Raw genomic sequence first — 20,608 nt, forward strand, 5'->3', positions numbered from 1 at the left:
CTTTTCTCTACTATTTTAAGAAAAAACAACAGCAAATATGTATCTTGCTAAAAAGCTCTTGACAAATGCTAAGCGACCATTAGAATGGGAGGTGAGGAGATAAATAGAAACAAAATAAACGGAACTGCTTTATAAAATGTAAGCGGTTTCTAATACACAAAGGAGGGTTTTATGAAAAAACACTTTTGGGAGAAATCCTGTCGCTATAGCATCCGCAAGCTGACGGTTGGGACTGCTTCTATTTTACTGGGGGCCGTTTTTCTAGTAAACCACACTGTAGCCGCAGACAGTGTTGAGGTCAAACAAACTGAACCAACCTCTGTCGAATCTATCACTAAGCCTGATAGTGAGCCCAAAGCAGCTGAAGCGACTGAAACTACAAATCCGTCCCTAGCAGAAAGTCCAGTAGTTTCCGAAAGCAAGCCAGCTGAGGAGACTCAGACGACAAATATTCAAGCTAGTGAAGAAGCCATTGTAGAAGCTAAAGAAAATAAGGAACCTGAAAAGGCAGATCAGCCGGTGACAAAGCAAGAAAACTATCAACTCAACTACGATCAGCCAACAGCTCCCTCCTATGATGGATGGGAAAAACAAGCCCTCCCTGTCGGAAACGGAGAAATGGGAGCCAAGGTTTTCGGTCTAATTGGCGAAGAAAGAATCCAGTACAACGAAAAGACCCTCTGGTCAGGAGGACCACAACCCGATAGCACCGACTATAACGGAGGAAACTACAAGGATCGCTACAAGGTCTTAGCAGAGATACGTAAAGCCCTCGAAGCTGGAGATCGCCAAAAAGCTAAACAGCTCGCTGAACAAAATCTAGTTGGACCAAACAACGCCCAGTATGGACGTTACCTAGCCTTTGGAGATATCTTCATGGTCTTTAATAACCAGAAGAAAGGACTAGATACTGTAACTGATTATCATCGTGGTTTGGATATCACAGAAGCCACTACGACCACTTCTTACACCCAAGATGGGACAACCTTCAAGCGTGAAACCTTCTCCAGCTATCCTGATGATGTCACCGTGACCCACTTGACCAAAAAAGGAAACAAGACACTTGACTTTACCCTTTGGAACAGTTTGACAGAAGACTTGCTTGCTAATGGCAACTACTCTTGGGAATATTCCAACTATAAGAATGGTCATGTCACTACAGATGCAAACGGAATCCTTCTAAAGGGAACTGTCAAAGATAACGGCCTCAAGTTTGCATCCTATCTAGGAATTAAAACGGACGGAAAGGTGACTGTTCAGGACGAGACACTAACCGTTACAGGCGCAAGTTATGCGACCCTCTATCTCAGTGCCAAGACTAACTTTGCTCAGAATCCAAAAACCAACTATCGAAAAGACATTGACCTCGAAAAAACAGTTAAAGGGATTGTCGAAGCAGCTAAGGCCAAAGACTACGAAACACTTAAAAAGGCCCATATCAAGGACTATCAAAGACTCTTTAACCGCGTTAAACTAAATCTAGGCGGAAACAAGACTGCTCAAACGACTAAAGAGGCCCTTCAAGGCTATAACCCAGAAAAAGGGCAAAAATTGGAAGAACTCTTCTTCCAATACGGACGTTATTTACTCATCAGTTCGTCTCGTGATCGGACAGATGCTCTTCCTGCCAACCTACAAGGAGTCTGGAATGCTGTAGACAATCCACCTTGGAACGCCGACTACCACCTCAATGTCAATTTGCAAATGAACTATTGGCCAGCCTACATGAGCAACCTTGCTGAAACAGCCAAGCCAATGATCAATTACATTGACGACATGCGCTACTATGGTCGTATCGCTGCCAAGGAATACGCTGGCATCGAATCCAAAGACGGACAAGAAAATGGTTGGCTGGTCCACACCCAGGCAACACCATTTGGCTGGACTACTCCTGGTTGGAATTACTATTGGGGTTGGTCTCCAGCAGCTAACGCTTGGATGATGCAAAACGTCTATGATTACTACAAATTCACCAAGGATGAGACTTATCTCAAAGAAAAGATTTACCCAATGCTCAAGGAGACTGCCAAGTTCTGGAACTCCTTCTTGCACTATGACAAGGCCAGTGACCGTTGGGTGTCTTCTCCATCCTACTCACCTGAACACGGGACCATTACCATCGGAAATACCTTTGACCAATCGCTAGTCTGGCAGTTATTCCACGACTACATGGAAGTCGCCAACCATCTGAATGTCGACCAAGACTTAGTCACAGAGGTCAAGGCTAAATTTGACAAACTCAAACCGCTTCACATCAACAAAGAGGGACGCATCAAGGAATGGTACGAGGAGGACAATCCTCAATTCACAAATGAAGGGATTGAAAATCACCACCGTCACGTTTCCCATCTAGTTGGTCTCTTCCCAGGTACGCTCTTTAGCAAGGACCAGGCTGAATACCTAGAGGCTGCGCGTGCTACCTTGAACCACCGTGGAGATGGTGGTACAGGTTGGTCTAAGGCCAATAAAATCAACCTTTGGGCTCGTCTGCTGGACGGTAACCGTGCCCATCGCTTGCTCGCTGAACAGCTCAAGTATTCAACCCTAGAAAACCTTTGGGATACCCACGCGCCTTTCCAAATTGATGGCAACTTCGGAGCAACCAGTGGGATGGCAGAAATGCTCCTCCAATCTCATACAGGCTATATTGCACCATTGCCAGCCCTTCCAGATGCTTGGAAAGACGGTCAAGTTTCTGGCTTGATTGCCCGTGGTAACTTTGAAGTCAGCATGAAGTGGAAAGATAAGAACTTGCAAAGCTTGTCCTTCCTTTCAAATGTCGGTGGAGACCTGGTTGTAGACTATCCAAATATCGAAGCCAGTCAGATCAAGGTCAATGGCAAAGCAGTCACGGCAACTGTGCTTAAAGATAATCGCATCCAACTGGCAACACAAAAAGGTGACGTCATTACCTTTGAACACTTCCCTGGTCGTGTAACCAGTCTGACAGCCGTTCGACAAAATGGAGTCACTGCTGAACTCACCTTTAACCAAGTAGAAGGCGCTATCCACTATGTCATCCAAAGACAAGTGAAAGACGAAACTGGCCAAACCTCTGCGACCAGAGAATTTGTAACCAATCAAACCCATTTTATTGACCGATCACTCAATCCTCAACATGCCTACACCTATACTGTCAAAGCTATGCTGGGCGAAGTTTCTACACAAGTCTCTGAACAAGCAATTGTAGAAACCCCTAGTGAATTGATGGATGATCGAGACGGCCGTATCCAGTACGGAGCTGCCTTTGGAAATTGGGCAGACGCAGAATTATTTGGAGGAACAGAGAAATTTGCTGACCTTTCAAAAGGAGACTACACAGACGAAGATCTCACTGCTACCATTCCTTTCACTGGCGTTGGTATCGAAATCTATGGACTGAAATCGTCTGAACTAGGTCTTGCCACTGCTAAAATTGATGGCAAAGAGGTCGGGGAGCTTGACTTCCATACTGCTGGAGCAACTGAAAAAGGCCGTCTCATCGGTCGCTTCGCAGGATTATCTGACGGACCTCACACATTGACTCTTCGTGTTAAACGTGAGCACAAAGGACGTGGTAGTGAGCGCTCGAAAATTTCATTAGACTACTTCAAGATCCTAGCTGGAACAGGCAATACGATTGAAAAAATGGATGATCGTGATTCGCGCATCCAGTATGGTTCCCAGTTTAAGGACTGGTCTGACCCTGAACTCTACGGAGGTACGGAAAAATACGCGGACATCAACAACAGTGACTCTAGTGCAGCTTCAGAAGCTCAGGCAACTATTTCCTTTACAGGGACAGGTATTCGTATTTATGGCTTGAAGAGCCTTGCCCTTGGACGAGCACGTGTTACACTAGATGGCAAAGAAATGCCAAGTCTAGATTTCTACACCTCAGGTGCGACCGAAAAGAGAGCCTTTATTGGCGAATTTACAAACCTTACTGACGGCCCGCACACCCTGACATTACAAGTTGATCCAGATTCGCCAGAAGGTCGCAAGAAAATCTCTCTAGACTCCTTTGATATCATCAAAGCCCCTGCTGTTGGTCTAGATAGTCCGAGCATCGCGCCTCTTAAGGAAAATGACAAAACCATTTCCTTAAGCCTACCAGCTGGAGATTGGGAAGCCATCGCAGTGACCTTCCCAGGTGTCAAAGATCCTCTAGTTTTGCGTAAGGTGGATGAAACGCATCTGGTTACAAGTGGGGATCAGACTATCCTATCAATCCAAGACAATCAAGTTCAAATCCCAATCCCTGACGAAACCAATCGCAAATCTGGAAATGCCATTGAAGCATATGCTATTCAAGGAACTACCACTAGCAGTCCTGTCGTAGCCGTCTTTACTAAAAAAGATGAAAAGAAAGTTGATGAGAAGCAGCCAACTACAAGCAAGGGGGATGAACCAGCTCCTACTGTCGAGAAACCTGAGTACACTGAGCCTATCGGGACTGCAGGGCAAGAAGTGCCACCCACTGTAGAAAAGCCTGAATACACCGAACCTATCGGAACAGCAGGTCAAGAGGAAACTCCTACTGTTGAAAAACCTGAATACACCAAACCTATCGGAACGGCAGGAGAACAAGAAGCTCCAACAGTTGAAATTCCTGAATACACCGAACCTATCGGAACAGCAGGTCAAGAGGAAGCACCTACTGTTGAAAAACCTGAGTACACCGAGCCTTTCGGAACTCCGGGAGATCAGGCCACTCCAACCCTTAGCCTTCCTGACTATCCAGTTCAAGTCTTGAAAGATAAGGAGACTGGAGTAGAAATCATCGGTGGAGCCAGCGACTTAGAAGGAATTTCTCACGTTTCTAGCCGACGTGTCCTAGCTCAAGAACTCTTTGGCAAGACCTATGATGCTTACAATCTACAGCTTAAAAATCCAACAGATCATAGCTTGCAGCCAAAAGGCTCTGTCTTGGTTCGCTTGCCTATTTCAGCTAGCGTCGAAAATATCTACTACATCACTCCGACCAAGGAGTTGCAAGCCCTTGATTTCACTGTACGAGACGGAAAGGTAGAATTCATCACTAATCATTTCAGTACCTATGCTGTCGTCTATCAAGCTACTGGAACAAGCTCTAACACAGAGGAAAAACCAAGTGCTCCAGATACAGAAACCTTGGCACACGAGGCTGAACAATTTCCAGCTAGTCCGAGCCTTGCTAAAGCTGGAAATCATTCTCCTAAAGAACAACTTCCAGCAACAGGAGAAGCGTCCAACCCACTCCTATTCTTAGCAGGACTCAGCCTAGCCCTTACAGCCACATTTATGTTAAAAGGAAGAAAGGATGACTCCAACTAACCTTTAAGCACACAAAAACAGGATGAAGATCACCTTCATCCTGTTTTATTTTGTCATCAGAAGTTAGTTTTACAGTAGGTATAAAAAGGCTAAGGTCAAGAGACTTGCTAGAAGCCCAACTCCCCAAAAGAAGAAATCAACCTTCCACTCGCTCCAAGGATTGCCCTTGCCTGAGAATCCTCCAAGCTCAAAATGATGATGCACAGGTGTCATACGGAAAATACGCTTTCCACCACTAAGTTTGAAGTAGGTAACCTGCATCATAACAGAGCTTGTCTCAAAGACATAGATAATCCCAATCAACAAAAGGGTCCATTCTTGGTGGAGGGCCATAGAGATTGCTGCCAACATCCCACCTAGAGCCAAACTTCCCACATCTCCCATGAAAACCTTGGCAGGCTTGTGGTTAAAGACGAAGAAACCTAGCAAACCACCGATCATGGCAAGAATCACAAGAAGGATATCCAGTTGATTTTGCATATAAGCAATCACACCGTAGGCCGATAAGCTAATCACCACTGAAATACTTGCTAAGCCGTCGATCCCGTCCGTCAGATTCACCGCATTTGAAAAGCCAACTAGCCAGAAAAGGGCAAAGAAAATATAGAAAATTCCCAGATGAACTTGGTAGCCAAAGACTGAAAGCATGTCGCCACCGCGCTCATAAAAGAGGTAGAAAACCACTCCTCCAAGCAGCTGGAGAGCAAGTTTTTGCTTGGGATTTAAGCCTTCGTTAATCTTACGAAAGACCTTGAGAAAATCATCCAAAAAACCTACCAAACCATACAAAACCAAGATAAACAAAATCATGCCTACATTGTTGGTCAATTGTTGGGTAAAGAGAGCGACAAGGAAGCTCACAACAACTGCAACGATCAGGAAGACAAGACCTCCCATGGTTGGAGTTCCAGCTTTTGCTTGGTGTTGCTTGACATCCTCGTGCATCTGCTGACCTGTAATCTGTGCTTTTCGATAAAATCGGATAAAGGCTGGAATGCCAATCAAGGTCAATAGAAAGGCTAGAATTCCAGCACTAATGGAACTAATCATCTTAATCTCCTAAAGTTACTTTCATTTTTTTAAGGTCTTTGAGGGCAGTATTGGCACGGACACTTTGTTTCTTGACCGTTTTGCCACTACCTTCCCACTCGACTTCTATATTCAGCCATTTAGCAAATGTTTGCACATTTTCATCTGTCCAGCCGTACATATCAGGCATTTCTTCGACCTTATCTGACAGGATCAAGATCTGCTGATTGGCTTCCAAATTATCTCCTTCAGAAACCGAGAGTTCCTTGATCTTGGTTCCTGTTCCGATAACAATTGGTTGGACCAGGTTTCGGCGCAATTCTTCTGCTAGGTCACCCGGAGTAAAGTCTTTGGTAGCCGGCATAGCATAGCTTGTCGTCTTGCTGACCTGATCCAAGTTCTTGGCAGTTGACTGAAGATTGAGGGATTCTTTCATAGCAGAAGCTCGCTCAAGGATTGGGTTGGCAAACTCTCCCAGCTGAACACCCGAATAATGCTCTGGCTGTTGCACCGTCACATAGAGGATAAAGTCAGGATTTTCTGCAGGATGCATCGACACAACAGAGAAGATATAGTTGGTTTCACCTGTCAGGTAACCCCCATTCTTCTCATCGGCAATCTGAGCAGTCCCTGATTTTAGGGCGACATTTTGCCCCGGAACATTGACATTCGGCTTTCCTGTGCTGTGGTTGTACATGGTACCGTAGACAGGATCTGTTCCGACCATGACCATGTGCTCCCGAGTAGAGGACGCTGCTGCTTTGGACACAGGATTTCCGACGATTTCCTTTTGAGACTTACGAACAGACTGGTCATTTGGATCATAGAGGGCGCTGATAAATTTCGGCTCCAACATAACCCCATCATTGGCAATGGCTGTAAAGGCACGAAGCATCTGGGTCTGGGTGACAGAGATCCCTTGTCCAAATGAGCTCATGGCAATATTGACAATGTTATCAGCAGGTAATTGACCTGTGTATTCATCTGTCAAGCCAAAGCGAGTTGGGACCCCAAATTTAAAGCGGTTTAGATAATCCAACCAAGTAGCATCTCCCATTTTTTGTTCAAGTAGACTCATTCCAACATTACTGGAGTGAGCGAAACCTTGTGAGAAAGTCATCATCCCACCAGTAGTCAAACCATCATTAACATCCCAATCTCGAATCGTCGCATCCGCTATTTTTAATTCACTGCTATTGAAGTATTCTCCACTTGGGAAGGTATTATTATCAATAGAAGAAGCTAACGTCATAACCTTCATGGCTGATCCTGGTTCATAGTTACTTTGATAAAGAATGTCACGCCAAACAAAGTCCTCAGTGATTCCTTCTTTAGTATCTGCATTAAAGGTAGGTCGTTGGGTGGTAGCGAGAATTTCACCGGTCTTTGCACTGACCAAGGTCGCGGTCATATACTTGCCTTTTACCTTTTCCTGAAAGGCATCCATCTGGGTTTCCATAAAGGATTGCAAAGGACTAGAAAGGGTAGTGTAAACATCCTTTCCGTCTACCATGTGTTGGGAAGCCTGCTCCGTACCCGGAACAATATTTCCCAGACGATCTTTCTCATAGGTGATGATCCCATCTGTACCCGCCAGAATGCTATTTAAGGAACTCTCCAAACCAGATGTCCCAATCAAACGTTTGGTGCCATCCTCATTTTCATGGAGTTGCGCTAAACCGATAAAGGAAGAAGCAAACTGTCCATTGGGATAACTGCGGTTAGGGCTAGTTGTAAAGTCAATCCCCTCAACACCAGCAGTTTTGAGGTCATTTTTAATAGCCATCATATTGGCATAGGTGATCCCATTTCCCTTGGTCCCAAAGGATACCTGTTTTAGATCTGGTTGAGAAAGCTGTTCTTTGACATAAGACTCTTCCATATCTAGGTATTTATGGAAAATCTCAGCCACCTTATTAAATTGAGAATCCTCTACATAGAGAATTTTGCCTGTTGCTGACTTGTAGGTCTTGTCAATAACGGCATAGATATTATACGAAGTCGCATCTTCTGCAATAGGCGTTCCATTACGATCGTAGATGGTTCCCCGTTTTGCAGGAATCGTCTTGGTTGTTTGATGGACCTTGTTGGCTTCTTGAACCAAGTCCTTACCAAATTTTTTACCCGTTCCGATAATGACCGCAAAGTTGACCAAAAAGACCGCGAAGAGTATGACAGCCAATAAACTCAGGCTTTTCCCTACTCTTCGGCGATTTTCTTCTGGAGATTTACGGTTACGAACGGCATAACGGATGATTTTTTCTTTCCACTGTTTCATTTCTTACTCCGCTGCTCGGATATTTTCGTTATTCAGCTGCAAATCTTTAGAGTTTGCAATCTCTTTCAAACGTTCTGAACGAATCAATTCATTGACCTCTTGCTTGGCATCATCTAGCTCGGTTTTCTTTTCTTCGATTTGAGCATTGACCTTGGTCAATTCATTCTGAACTTGTAATAGCTTGGTCTGCATAAACACAACGCTAATTGCCAGGATAATCATTGTTGCAGCAATCGAAACATAGAAGGCCTTTTCCACACGTGAAAAACCTTTAAACTTCGTTTGCAATAACTGGCTTGTTTTTTCGATTCTTTCTGCCATGTTTTTCCTCTTACTTGTGAATTTTTCTAGCCACGCGCAACTTGGCTGAATGCGAACGATTGTTGGCTTCTAGTTCTTCGGCACTTGGCAAGATTGGCTTACGGGATACCAATTCCATCTTGGGCTTAAGGTCATCTGGAATGAAGGGCAAGCCTTTGGGAACTTCCACTGTTGAAGCTTCCTTGAATAATTGCTTGGTCAAGCGGTCTTCCAGCGAATGGAAGGTAATGACCGAGATTCTACCATCCAGAGCCAGCATGTCCATGGCCTGCTGGATAGATTCATCTGCAGCGCCCAGCTCATCATTGACTTCGATTCGGATAGCCTGAAAAATCTGCTTGGCAGGGTGTCCCTTTTTCTTGAGCTCCTTGGCAGGCTTGGCCGACTTGATAATCTCTGCCAACTCCGTCGTTGTCTCAATGGGTTTCACCTCACGCGCTTGCTCAATCTTACGAGCTATCTGTTTAGAAAACTTATCCTCACCATACTTGAAAAAGATCCGAACCAAGTCATGATAGTCATAATGATTGACCACCTCATAGGCCGTCAGACTAGCTTCCTGATTCATCCGCATATCCAGTGGCGCATCCTTTTTATAAGAAAAACCACGTTCACGCTGATCCAGCTGAGGACTGGACACTCCCAAGTCATAACAAATTCCATCAATTTCCTGGACACCAGCCTCCTGCAAACGTGCCTGCAAATGACGGAAGTTATCCTTGATAAAGGTTACCATCCCCTTTTCGATATAGGGTGCCAACCGTTTTTGCGCATTGTCAATGGCATTCTGGTCCTGGTCAAAGGCATAGAGATGCCCTTTTTCGCTCAATTTACTTAATAAATATTCGCTATGGCCTGCTCCGCCCAAAGTCGCATCAACGTAGATACCGTCAGGTTTTACGTCAAGCATATCAATCGTTTCATGAAGCAAGACCGTTACATGATGAAATTCTTTTGTCATATCCTATCTATTTTACCACAAATCTGACCAGCTTGCACTTGTCAGACAAGGCTAAGTTTCTTCGAAAAAAATTCTCAAAAATATGTCATATATACTTGACACCTCATCCCCAAAAGAATATAATATAGTCAAATATATACGACATATCAGAAAGGAGACCCTATGAATCGTGTGAAAGAATTCCGCAAGGAACTGGGCATTTCCCAGCTCGAGCTCGCCAAAGATATCGGTGTCTCGAGACAGACCATCAACATGATTGAAAATGACAAGTACAATCCAACCCTAGAACTCTGTCTCAACCTCGCCCGCAGCCTCCAAACTGACCTCAATAGCCTCTTTTGGGAAGACGATTTTTAAAAAAGGAGCAAACAAATGAAAAAAGAAACTCTCACTGAAAAACTTATCAAACGTACATACGGCATTTCTGGCCCCCTTGACGAACACAAACGGCGCGAGGCCGATCGTATCGGGAATCAGGTCTTTATCGTTCTCTTTTATCTCATGATATTTGGCAACCTCATCCCCTTTGTCCTTGCTTATAAATACCCACAAATTGTCGCTATCGGCTATCCTCTCGTGGTGTTTGGCATTTCGATGATGGCTGCCCTCTATGTGGTCTCTCAAACCAAGAAAACGGGCATCACAGCTATTGATCCCGAAATGTTGAGTCAGAAAGAAAGCAAACAGCTATATTTTCCTGGTCTAAAAGCCGGTCTGATCTATGGCATGGGCATGTTCTTTGGAATACCGCTTCTGAATGTCCTAACCGATGATAGCAAGGATTATCTTGGTTCTCTTTTAAATACAGGGCATTTTGTATCAACTATCCTAGCTACCTTCTTCTTCGGAGTGACCATACAAATTATCGTCTCTCTTCGCATTCAAAAGGCCAAGAAAGACCAAGAAGACGACTAGGAGGTGCCTTATGAAATCACTAGCTAGACTACTGATCAGTCATGTTTTTATCAGTATCTTTGTTACCTTTTTCCTACTTTCTGGACATATTGAGCATCCTTTCTTGATTTTCTTTCTTTTATTCCTTCCTGTATTGAACAAGGGACAGAGATCCCAGAAAATCCAATCAAAAAAAATACGTCTTCTAAACGCATCTCTCTGTTTTATCCTCGTATCCTTTCCACAACTTTTAACAAATCCTATGGATTGGAGATACCTGGTATTTCTAATAATCTGTATCATTTTTAGTTTGGTTTACTTCTATACTCTCTATCAACTCTTTAAAGAAATCAATCAAAAATCGCTCATTTAGGAGATTACTCCCATGAAAAAAGAAGATCTCACCACTCGCTTACTCAAACTATTCTTTCACATACAAGGCCCCTTTGATGAATGCCGCCAAGAGATAATCTACAAGGCAGGTGCCCGTGCCTTAATCCAAATCGTATACTCCTCCCTCCTACTCTTCTTGTTCTATCTCCTATTTGGACGCTTCATAGAGTTGGTTCGAGATGCCATGCCCTACCTCTATTTTGGACTTATCTTCGTCCTCTCATCTAGGGCGAGACTAGCAGTTCGCGACTTACATTTAGACAAGGATGACCCGTCCGAAATCCATCACAAAAGATACAGCAAAAGTCAAATCAACCTTCGTAGTTGGGGTGTATTCATCAGCATTCCAATTGGCTTGTTTGTCTTATCAGCCTTTCACAAACTCTTTGTTCAGCATCTTCCCCTCGATACCTTTTGGGACAATCTCTCCCAGTTCGATAAAATGCTCCCTTTACTAGTCTTGGGTTTGGGAATTGGTGCCATCTTTGGAACCATGACCTATGCCTTTTTATCGGAACACGTTAAAAAATAGACCAAGATTCGCTAATTTTTTAATTTATAGGCAAAGAATCCCACCTAGTTCGTTCTAGGTGGGATTCTTTTATTTCTTAACAGAGGTCACAAGTCATTTCCCTTTCATCTTAGAAAGTAGACTCTTTCCAACTCACACTACAATCCAAGACTTGTTGCCTTTCTTCTTGATTGCGGCCTTCAATCTGGTCAATCAAAATCTTTGTAGCCTGTTGTCCTTCTTCAAAGGCGGGCTGAACCAGCGTCGAAACACTTGGAGAAGAAAAGCAAGTCCACTCCGTATTGTCAAAACCAATCAACCCAACTTGTGGCAAGTTATAGTTCAACTCTTTGATAACGGTAAAGACTAGAGGTAGGGCCCAACAGTTAGGAACAAATACCAGAGTTTTTTCATCGGGATTGATTTCTTTTTGTAAAAATTCCTTAATTTGTTCCAAATTCGTATGCTTATCTTCAATGGTTAGACTGGCGTGGCGCATATTAGCATCTGTCAAAGCATCCACAAAACCACTTGCCCGCTCAATCCGAGTACTCAAGCGACTCGTATCCGCTGTAATCAAAAGAAAATGCTCATAACCTTTTTCGATACAGGACTGGGTCATGTCATAAACGGCATCATAGTTATTGGTTTTGACCCAGCTAGTCCGGTGTTCATAGAGCTGACTATCAAAAAAGACCATTTTCTTCTTTTTCTCATCGATGATACGAGAATATTTTCGGAAATTAGAGGTCGGCTGAATAATAAAGCCGTCTACTCCCAAGAGAAGCATGCTTTCAATATACCGGTCCTCACTCTCTTGGCTGTAATTACTATTTCCTATCATTACCTGGTAGCCATTCTGGCTGGCGATATCCTCAATTCCCTTAACAATTTGGTTTGAGAAACTGTTGGTAATATCACCGATCAAAACACCAATTAATTTTGTTCGTTTGGAGTTTAAGCTACGCGCAACAATGCTCGGTTTGTAATTTGTTTCATGAATAACTTTTTCAATCTTTTCACGTGTCTCTCGGGACATTTTTTCATATTTCCCGTTTAGGTAAAATGACACGGTTGTTTTCGAGGTCTGAGCCATTTCTGCAATGTCTTTTATGGTCAGTTTCTTCTCCAATCTAAAACACCTCCTACTAATACTTAGTATAACATATTCACCATTCAAAATGCCTATTTCTAGCACTGCAAGCGAATCATTCTCTCATTTATTTTATCATATACTAGACATTTCCCACGCATTTTTGTTCCGTCAACGAGGCATAATTTTTCACCTACACAAATGTCCTCGCTTAATAACAAAATCAGCTTGTCTGTTTCGTCATTTTTCACTTCAAAAGCCAGAGCATTTTCCACTTCACGACCATCTGTCTGGTAGACAGAATGAAGGATGATTTCAAAACTCTCATGCGCAATGATGGTATAATCCAGCATCTGATTCTCAAAGAATTGGCGCTTGGTGAGTTTGCTGCTTTTTTCAAGTTCATTGTATTTAGGAGAAATAATGGTAGCTTCTAAATCAAAATCAACTTCACTCCATAGTCTCAACTGATTGATTTTCCCATCTTGATAGGTCACATCCTTGTCAAGAATAAACTGGGTCAACGCCTCATGCTGACCTTGACACCTGATATCATCTACCAAGAGCCAGACATCCTCTGCCAACATGAGGATTTTTCTCCTGTAAAGATAAGGCAAATCAGGATCTACTGACAAATAAGCCCCCTCAATATAATGCACTCCCTCTCTTTCTTTGTGGTGACAAAACAGGGAGTGAGGATAGTATTCATATTCCCAGGATCCCGTAATCCTTTCTGGAGCTTTCCCATCTACCATACAGGTCGAATGACTCCAAGCACTCTTTAAGAGATAACGTTCATCTATCTCCCGATAAGAATAACGCCCAGCATCTATGAAAATCGGTTGACCTTGATACTGTAAGCAAAAACTATTCTCGTCACTATGGCTATGGGCACTTCCCATCGGGCCGTTTTTGAAAAATAGATAACGATGTTCATCCTTAATGCAGACATGTCCAGAGTCTTCAAAGATCATGGACTTAGGCTGCCAAGCTCTCTTTTCAAATTCCTGCAGTCGCTTGACCTTTTCTCGCCCTAGGAACAAGAGGCTAAGCAAATCAACTTTAACATCCAGACCGTTAAGAAGATCTTCCTTGTTCAAAACCACAGCAGACAGGCTCAAAATCTCTGTCGTTTCTGTAGAATCGCTATCACCAAAAGCCAGAGTCCGTCCATCCAGGCCTGTCATCATCTGAATGTAAGTCGCCATCTTTTCCAGCAACTCTTGAAAGCTATCTTGCAAGTCTGGAAGCAAGAGACACAAGTCTAGCAAGGCTTTATAAACCTCTACATGATATAGAATCGACTGTTCAAACTGGCTTCCATCCTCTAAAATCTGCTTCTCAATTTGCTGTTTCAACTCCTCTGAAGCAAAAAGGTAAACTTCTTCTAAATCCATCTTATCTGAAAAGAAATGATAGATAGCAAGCATAGGAATTGTTTGTAAAATTCCCCAGTTACTAAGGGTGTACTTGGCGCGATAGTGGCTTTTCATAAAGTCAATCTGCTTTTCTAGACTGACCAAAATTTTCTCTAGCTCTTCCTCTTCTAGCAAGTCAAATTTCGAGAAGAGCAAGAGTAGTTTTAACCAAGTAAAGGAACGAATGCCTGTATCCAAGGTTCTAGTCATCAAAGATTGAGGAGAAAACTCTCTCACCTGCTCAATCCAATCAAATAGAAAGAACTTGCACTTTTGAATATAGCCCTTATCTCCCTCTACCAGATACCCTATCATAAACTGCAAGAGATATTCTTGTCGATTGAGCATATAAACCCATTCTGGATCATCTTCAAATACTTGATTCCACACCATCGGCTGGATTTGATAGATTTTTGAACAAGGTTCCATATCCCAAGGACTATCAAACATAAAACGATTGTCCATCAAGCGTTCAAGGGAACGCTTGACCTTCTCATAGTCTTTTGAACAGTGGGACAAGATATAGTCACGACATTGGTCCCCGTCAACTCTTTCAAAAAATTGTCTTCTTTCTTCTTTCATTATCTTTTACCAGAAAAAGAACTACTTAAAAAGCAGTTCTTTTGTCTTTCCCATTACACTTTCCTTTTCTACATAGATGACGACTCCTTTTGCAATCTGCAAAGAGATCAAGTCATCTTTGATAGAAATGATTTTTCCATGAATTCCAGACAACAACAACACTTCATCATCAGATGTTAAAGAAGCTAAATACTCTTGTCGTTGCTCCATCTGTTTGCGAAGCAACTTTTGCTGACGAATAGAATGAAAGCTTGACAGTAAAAGGGGGCTCACTGCCAAGACAATCACTATTCCATAAAACAATGTCGTATCCATTAAGCTAGAATCTTAAGCCAGCTTCCGATAATTCCGATGATAACTGTTAAAATAACGAGTTTATATGTTGTCCATTTCTTTTCTTTGATCAAGTAGTAAACTAAAAGTGTAAATAGGGCTGGTAGAAGAGCCGGAGCAACCTTATCAAGCATTCCCTGAATGCTTACGATACTTTGTTTAGCGTCTGCTTTTACTTCCCCTGCAGCAAAGGTAATCGGCACCATAATCTTAACAGATGTCGCTGCCAAACCAGCAATTACGGTTACACCGATAATATTGGCAATACGAGAAATCGTTGCCATCTGTTCGCTTAGTTTATCAATCACAGTTGTTCCTAGTTTGTATCCATACAGACCAGTTGACAATTTAATAGCTGTCAAAATCGTATTCATCGCAAGGAAGAACAAGATTGGACCGACAACCAAGCCTTCTTGAGCAAACGAAGCTGCGATGGTTGAGAACAATGGAGCTAAACAAAATTGAGAGAGAGAATCCCCAATACCTGCCAATGGTCCCATCAAGGCCATCTTGATGCTACGTGTTTCTTTTGCTGGGCGACCATTTTCCAACATTACAAGGTGCAAGCTGGTAATAAAAGGCAGGAAGTGTGGGTTGGTATTATAGAATTCACAGTTTTCTTCCAAGGCTTGGTAGAAACCTTCCTGATCCGCTCCATAGTGTTTTTTCAAAGCAGGATACATTACATTGGCATATCCCAACCCTTGATAGTTACTATAGTTAAATCCATTTTGTAAAAAGAATGCCCGCAAAGACGTTTTAAGATAATCACGTTTTGTTAATTTGTTAGATCCAGTCATCGTGTGCTTCCTCCTCTACCACATGATTCGCTGTTTTTGGCTTGTTATAAAATTCAATCAAAGCAAAGATAGTACCTACAATTGCAATACCAATTGTTGGGATGTTTAGATAAGCTGCACAAACATATCCCAATAAGACAAACGGAATCAACTCTTTCTTAGCCATCACTGACAAGATCATTGCAAAACCGATAGCTGGGAGCATTTTACCAGCAACTGTCAAACCTGTAAGCAATACCGGTGGAATGTAGTCTACGAGTTTCAACAAGGTATCCATTGAAAGGGCACCCAAGCAACCCAAGGTAAATCCAATAAAGGCAAACAACCAAATTGTTGCATTTAGAGTAAACTTGAATTTCTTCAAATTATGGTTTTTCAAGTGCTTCATCGCCGTTTCAGGTGCTCCAGCACGTACAGTGTAAGCGAAAGTTTGTAAGAATTGAATCGCCACAGCAATCGGAGTAGAGAGGGCAAGAGCCGCTTCTGGACTGACTTTACCAGCACTAGTGATAGCCATCAAGGTACCAAAGATACCAGGTCCGATTGGGTTTGGTGGAACAGTACCTCCAGCACCAACACCGAATCCCATATAAGCCAATTCACCAATAGCTCCCATTGCAAGAGCAGTAGGCAAATCACCTAGAATAATTCCGACACCAAATGACAGAACAATACATCTATTGGTGTAAATTCCTAACAGCATTCCACTAAAACAGAAAGCTGTCCATAATCCAATTAAAATCGCTTGAAATACATTAATCGACATAACGATCTCCTCTTTTAAATATAGTCCAGAATATTGACTTCAACAGCTCCATCGTTTCCTGTTGGAGTTGTTTTCGTATTAAATGTTACTTGATGCGTTTGACTCAATTCCTTAAGAGCTACCTTGTCCTCTTCACCTAGGAAGATAGAGCGTGTCACCTGCTCTTTACCAGGGGCATTGTGAATGTTCCCGATATTGATTTCTTTGATAGGGACACCACCTTCTACCAAGGTTAAAGCATCTTTTACATCCTTCACAACGATAAAAATTGTTTGAGCAGGGTTAGCCTTGTGAATGATATCAATCACCTTTTGTAAAGGGAAGAAACGCATAGCAACTGAGTCTGGCACAACTGTTTTCATCAGAGTTTGTTGCATCTTGTCCGTGCTCACTTCGTCATTGGCGACAATGACCGTATTACAACCTAAGTATTTTACCCAAAGTTGTCCTTGCCCGTGAATCAACCGTTCATCGATACGGGTCATAATAATATTTGGCGTTGTCATATTTCTCCTCCTACCAATATAGGTTCCAGTCTTTGTAGAAACGGATAAGCGCTTCTAGGTAATAGTAGTCACCCCAGATATTGCCTTCATCCACTCCTTTACCTGAATGCCATGAGTACACACCGTGGAGGAGACTTGTCCCACCAGGGGTAAATTGATCATTTGCATAATGTTCGATCAAGGAACGAAGCATGGCATGCATAGCATGTTTATAAATATCTTTGTCAGCATCCACCTCTGGGAGATGTTTTAACATTTCATGAATCCCACAGACGGCGATAGCTGTTGCTGAAGAATCTCGTGATTGATCACTACCATCATTAAAAATCAAATCCCAATAAGAAACATGATCTTTTGGCAGACGATTCAAGAAATAATTGGTTACACCCTTAAACAAGTCAAAGCAGGACTCGTCTTTCAGATAACGATAAGTCAAAGGAATACCATAGACTCCCCATGATTGACCACGTGCCCAGCATGAATCATCACTATACCCTTGTCTCGTTACACCTTTAAGGGGTTGACCTGTCTCAGGATCAAAATAGAAGGTGTGGAAGGACGAAGCGTCATCACGGATTACATTATTAGCTGAAGCATAGAAATGACTTTCTGCAATATCGTAGTATTTTTGATTGCCTGTTTCTTGATAAGCAAAGAACAAGAGTTGAATATTGAGCAAGCAGTCGATAATCAAACGGTAATGTTCTTTTTTGCCCAAGTCTCCCCAAGCCTGAATGAAGCCACCTTTTTCTTGATAGCGTTCAATCAACTTATTTGCAGCTTTCAAGGCTGCTTCTCTAGCCTCTCCATCTCCATCTCCATTTATCTTATATTCAGCCATACAAGACGGTGTGTACAAGAAACCGAGATCATGGTGATCCAACTCTACTCTCTTATTGACACGCTCCAGAAAAGAAAGAACATTTTTATGTGCCATGTTTTTAAATGCATCCTGTTGACTGTATTCATAAGCCAACCACAGTTCTCCCGTCCAGAAACCATTGGTCCATTCTGTGTTATCCATAATTGGATAGACATTATCAAAGGTAGCTGGTGTGGGGAAATCTTCCTTGAAATAGTCAAGGTTGAGTTCTAACTGCCTAATAACCTTTTCAATTGCCTGACCGACTTCTTCTTTCGTCAGAAGTGGTACTTCTAAGAAGCGCTCAGGCGATTTTATTTCTTCAATCGTAATCTTTTTTATCATTCTTTAATCCTTTAAATACCTGATTCGAAATCTTCTTCCTCTGCCTCTACATCAGTTGAAAACAATTCTTTACCATTTACGACTCCGCCCTGGGCCGCCGCTACTGATTTATTAACAACCTCATCAAAGCTATGAGCCATTCTAGCAAAGACTGCTTCCATTAACATGGCTAAGTTCAAACCCGAGAGAACATTCATTGTTTTGGCTGGATTTTCTCCCATTATAGTAGAAGAAACCTTGAATGGCGATCCTCCCAAGAGGTCACTTAGGATTAAAACTTCTTCTTCATTTGAAATTGCAAGTAAGATTTTTTGCTTGAGTTCATCTGCTGACATTCCTTCCACAAAGTCAATCGCCTCCACATTTTCTTGATTGCCTGCAATCAATTGTAAAGAACTATAAATCCCTGTGGCAAAATGTCCATGCCCTACAAGTACAATTTTCATCTTTTCTCCTTCCTTGTTTGAGTTTACCGGTTTACTTTACATTTTCCATTGTAACCCTTTATTTTTATCTTGTCAATAGTTTTTTTAAAAAAATATTAGCGCTTTCATTGTTTATTTAACCATTACAATAGACAGAAATTTCAAAATCTTCCGTTTTTTTAGGAAAACAAAGATTTTTAGAAATAAAAATATTTAATTATTGACAAAACCGGTTTACTAGAATATAATTTGGTTATAGAGAAGTCTTAACAAATTTGAAAGGAAGTATCAAATGACAAATACATCATTCTCAATTGAGCAGTTTTCTTTAAAAGGGAAAATTGCTCTCATCACCGGCGCTTCTTATGGAATTGGATTTGCTATTGCCAAATCCTACGCTGAAGCCGGCGCTACTATTGTCTTTAACGATATCAATCAAGACCTAGTCAATAAAGGGATTGAAGCTTATCGTGAAGTTGGCATCGAAGCCCATGGATATGTCTGTGACGTGACAGACGAGGACGGTATCCAAGCCATGGTCAAGCAAATCGAACAAGAGGTTGGTGTCATTGACATCCTCGTTAATAACGCTGGTATTATCCGCCGCGTTCCAATGTGCGAAATGAGCGCCGCTGATTTCCGTAAGGTCATCGATATTGACTTAAACGCACCATTTATCGTTTCAAAGGCAGTTATTCCTTCTATGATAAAGAAAGGGCATGGAAAGATTATCAATATTTGTTCGATGATGAGCGAACTGGGACGTGAAACAGTTAGCGCTTATGCTGCCGCTAAAGGGGGCTTGAAAATGTTGACCCGCAACATTGCATCCGAATACGGTGGAGCCAATATCCAATGTAACGGAATTGGACCGGGTTATATTGCCACTCCTCAAACAGCACCTCTTCGTGAGTTGCAAGAAGATGGTTCTCGCCACCCATTTGACCAGTTCATCATTGCAAAAACACCTGCTGCACGTTGGGGAAATCCTGAAGATTTGATGGGCCCTGCTGTCTTTCTCGCTAGTGATGCCAGCAATTTTGTCAATGGCCACATCCTATATGTAGATGGCGGTATCTTAGCCTACATCGGAAAACAACCTGAGTAAAAATAGAAAGAAGATCTTATGAAAATCGCATTAATCAATGAAAATAGTCAAGCTAGCAAGAATCACATTATTTACGATAGTCTGAAAGAAGCAACAGATAAAAAAGGCTACCAATTATTTAACTATGGTATGCGTGGAGAAGAAGGTGAAAATCCATTAACATACGTACAAAACGGCCTAATGGCTGCCATCCTTTTAAATACAAAGGCAGTTGACTTTGTTGTTACCGGCTGTGGTACAGGTGTAGGGGCTATGCTTGCTTTAAACAGCTTCCCTGGTGTTGTCTGTGGTCTAGCAGTGGACCCAACTGACGCTTACCTTTATTCTCAAATCAATGGTGGTAACGCCTTGTCTATCCCTTATGCCAAAGGATTTGGCTGGGGGGCAGAACTGACCCTCAAATTGATGTTTGAACGCTTATTTGCTGAAGAAATGGGCGGTGGCTACCCAAGAGAACGTGTAATCCCTGAACAACGCAACGCTCGTATCTTAAACGAGGTGAAACAAATCACCCACAATGATTTGATAACCATCCTTAAAACAATCGACCAAGACTTCCTCAAAGACACCATCTCTGGCAAATACTTCCAAGAATACTTCTTTGAAAACTGCCAAGATGATGAAGTCGCTGCTTATTTGAAAGAAGTATTAGCCAAGTAAAGCTATTCTAAACCAGAAAGGAACTAAT

General features: G+C 42.3%; 19 protein-coding genes. 7 read left to right on the forward strand and 12 right to left on the reverse strand.

Translation table 11 applies throughout. The features are described from left to right. The first annotated feature begins 171 nt into the window (after positions 1 to 171). Positions 172 to 5,295, forward strand: coding sequence for an SIALI-17 repeat-containing surface protein (locus GMD6S_RS12105; protein WP_000716121.1), 5,124 nt, complete (start codon positions 172 to 174; stop codon positions 5,293 to 5,295). 69 nt (positions 5,296 to 5,364) lie between these two features. Here the strand turns inward: GMD6S_RS12105 and mraY are convergent, their stop codons facing one another. Genes mraY through rsmH form a run of 4 tightly spaced genes read right to left on the reverse strand, consistent with a single transcriptional unit; the run spans position 5,365 to position 9,884 of the window. Then, positions 5,365 to 6,345, reverse strand: coding sequence for a phospho-N-acetylmuramoyl-pentapeptide-transferase (gene mraY, locus GMD6S_RS02655; RefSeq protein WP_000625787.1), 981 nt, complete (start codon positions 6,343 to 6,345; stop codon positions 5,365 to 5,367). A 1-nt stretch (position 6,346) separates the two neighbouring features. After that, positions 6,347 to 8,602: a penicillin-binding protein PBP2X gene (pbp2x, locus tag GMD6S_RS02660; protein ID WP_000816036.1), complete on the reverse strand. Its 2,256-nt coding sequence runs from the start codon at positions 8,600 to 8,602 to the stop codon at positions 6,347 to 6,349. Positions 8,603 to 8,605: 3 nt separating this feature from the next. After that, positions 8,606 to 8,923: a cell division protein FtsL gene (ftsL, locus tag GMD6S_RS02665; protein WP_000840795.1), complete on the reverse strand. Its 318-nt coding sequence runs from the start codon at positions 8,921 to 8,923 to the stop codon at positions 8,606 to 8,608. A 10-nt stretch (positions 8,924 to 8,933) separates the two neighbouring features. Continuing rightward, complete coding sequence (gene rsmH, locus GMD6S_RS02670; RefSeq protein WP_000159388.1) at positions 8,934 to 9,884, reverse strand: 16S rRNA (cytosine(1402)-N(4))-methyltransferase RsmH; 951 nt, start codon at positions 9,882 to 9,884, stop codon at positions 8,934 to 8,936. Positions 9,885 to 10,046: 162 nt separating this feature from the next. Here rsmH and GMD6S_RS02675 point away from each other — a divergent pair, with 162 nt between their 5' ends. Genes GMD6S_RS02675 through GMD6S_RS02690 form a run of 4 tightly spaced genes read left to right on the forward strand, consistent with a single transcriptional unit; the run spans position 10,047 to position 11,703 of the window. Beyond that, complete coding sequence (locus GMD6S_RS02675) at positions 10,047 to 10,241, forward strand: helix-turn-helix transcriptional regulator (RefSeq protein WP_001082470.1); 195 nt, start codon at positions 10,047 to 10,049, stop codon at positions 10,239 to 10,241. 15 nt (positions 10,242 to 10,256) lie between these two features. Beyond that, positions 10,257 to 10,799: a DUF3278 domain-containing protein gene (locus GMD6S_RS02680; RefSeq protein WP_000712420.1), complete on the forward strand. Its 543-nt coding sequence runs from the start codon at positions 10,257 to 10,259 to the stop codon at positions 10,797 to 10,799. 10 nt (positions 10,800 to 10,809) lie between these two features. Beyond that, positions 10,810 to 11,151, forward strand: a complete 342-nt coding sequence (locus tag GMD6S_RS12940) for a hypothetical protein (RefSeq protein ID WP_000838128.1) — start codon at positions 10,810 to 10,812, stop codon at positions 11,149 to 11,151. Positions 11,152 to 11,163: 12 nt separating this feature from the next. Then, positions 11,164 to 11,703: a DUF3278 domain-containing protein gene (locus GMD6S_RS02690; RefSeq protein ID WP_000711237.1), complete on the forward strand. Its 540-nt coding sequence runs from the start codon at positions 11,164 to 11,166 to the stop codon at positions 11,701 to 11,703. Positions 11,704 to 11,812: 109 nt separating this feature from the next. Here GMD6S_RS02690 and GMD6S_RS02695 read toward each other — a convergent pair whose 3' ends face one another. From GMD6S_RS02695 to GMD6S_RS02730, 8 genes are read right to left on the reverse strand one after another with little or no spacing between them, the layout of a single operon-like run. Further along, positions 11,813 to 12,814, reverse strand: coding sequence for a LacI family DNA-binding transcriptional regulator (locus tag GMD6S_RS02695; RefSeq protein ID WP_000412460.1), 1,002 nt, complete (start codon positions 12,812 to 12,814; stop codon positions 11,813 to 11,815). A 59-nt stretch (positions 12,815 to 12,873) separates the two neighbouring features. Beyond that, positions 12,874 to 14,775, reverse strand: a complete 1,902-nt coding sequence (locus tag GMD6S_RS02700; RefSeq protein WP_000657072.1) for an alginate lyase family protein — start codon at positions 14,773 to 14,775, stop codon at positions 12,874 to 12,876. A 21-nt stretch (positions 14,776 to 14,796) separates the two neighbouring features. Next, positions 14,797 to 15,090, reverse strand: coding sequence for a preprotein translocase subunit YajC (locus tag GMD6S_RS02705; RefSeq protein WP_000381735.1), 294 nt, complete (start codon positions 15,088 to 15,090; stop codon positions 14,797 to 14,799). Next, the gene (locus GMD6S_RS02710; protein WP_000148024.1) at positions 15,090 to 15,908 is read right to left on the reverse strand and encodes a PTS system mannose/fructose/sorbose family transporter subunit IID; all 819 of its coding nucleotides are present in this window, start codon (positions 15,906 to 15,908) and stop codon (positions 15,090 to 15,092) included. The genes GMD6S_RS02705 and GMD6S_RS02710 overlap by 1 nt, the downstream gene beginning before the upstream one ends. After that, positions 15,895 to 16,674, reverse strand: a complete 780-nt coding sequence (locus GMD6S_RS02715; RefSeq protein ID WP_000026611.1) for a PTS mannose/fructose/sorbose/N-acetylgalactosamine transporter subunit IIC — start codon at positions 16,672 to 16,674, stop codon at positions 15,895 to 15,897. Before GMD6S_RS02715 ends, GMD6S_RS02710 begins: the two co-directional genes overlap by 14 nt. A 14-nt stretch (positions 16,675 to 16,688) precedes the next feature. Continuing rightward, positions 16,689 to 17,180, reverse strand: a complete 492-nt coding sequence (locus GMD6S_RS02720; RefSeq protein ID WP_000211086.1) for a PTS sugar transporter subunit IIB — start codon at positions 17,178 to 17,180, stop codon at positions 16,689 to 16,691. 10 nt (positions 17,181 to 17,190) lie between these two features. Beyond that, entirely contained in the window at positions 17,191 to 18,387 is a 1,197-nt protein-coding gene (locus GMD6S_RS02725; protein ID WP_000592046.1) for a glycoside hydrolase family 88 protein, read from the reverse strand. A gap of 11 nt (positions 18,388 to 18,398) precedes the next feature. After that, on the reverse strand, positions 18,399 to 18,833 hold the full coding sequence (locus tag GMD6S_RS02730) for a PTS sugar transporter subunit IIA (protein ID WP_000706823.1): 435 nt from the start codon (positions 18,831 to 18,833) through the stop codon (positions 18,399 to 18,401). Between the two features lie 271 nt (positions 18,834 to 19,104). Here GMD6S_RS02730 and GMD6S_RS02735 point away from each other — a divergent pair, with 271 nt between their 5' ends. Then, entirely contained in the window at positions 19,105 to 19,920 is an 816-nt protein-coding gene (locus GMD6S_RS02735) for a gluconate 5-dehydrogenase (protein WP_000185874.1), read from the forward strand. A gap of 18 nt (positions 19,921 to 19,938) precedes the next feature. Further along, the gene (locus tag GMD6S_RS02740) at positions 19,939 to 20,580 is read left to right on the forward strand and encodes an RpiB/LacA/LacB family sugar-phosphate isomerase (RefSeq protein ID WP_000684780.1); all 642 of its coding nucleotides are present in this window, start codon (positions 19,939 to 19,941) and stop codon (positions 20,578 to 20,580) included. Positions 20,581 to 20,608: the final 28 nt, after the last annotated feature.

It is taken from the genome of Streptococcus sp. GMD6S (genome assembly GCF_000297015.1).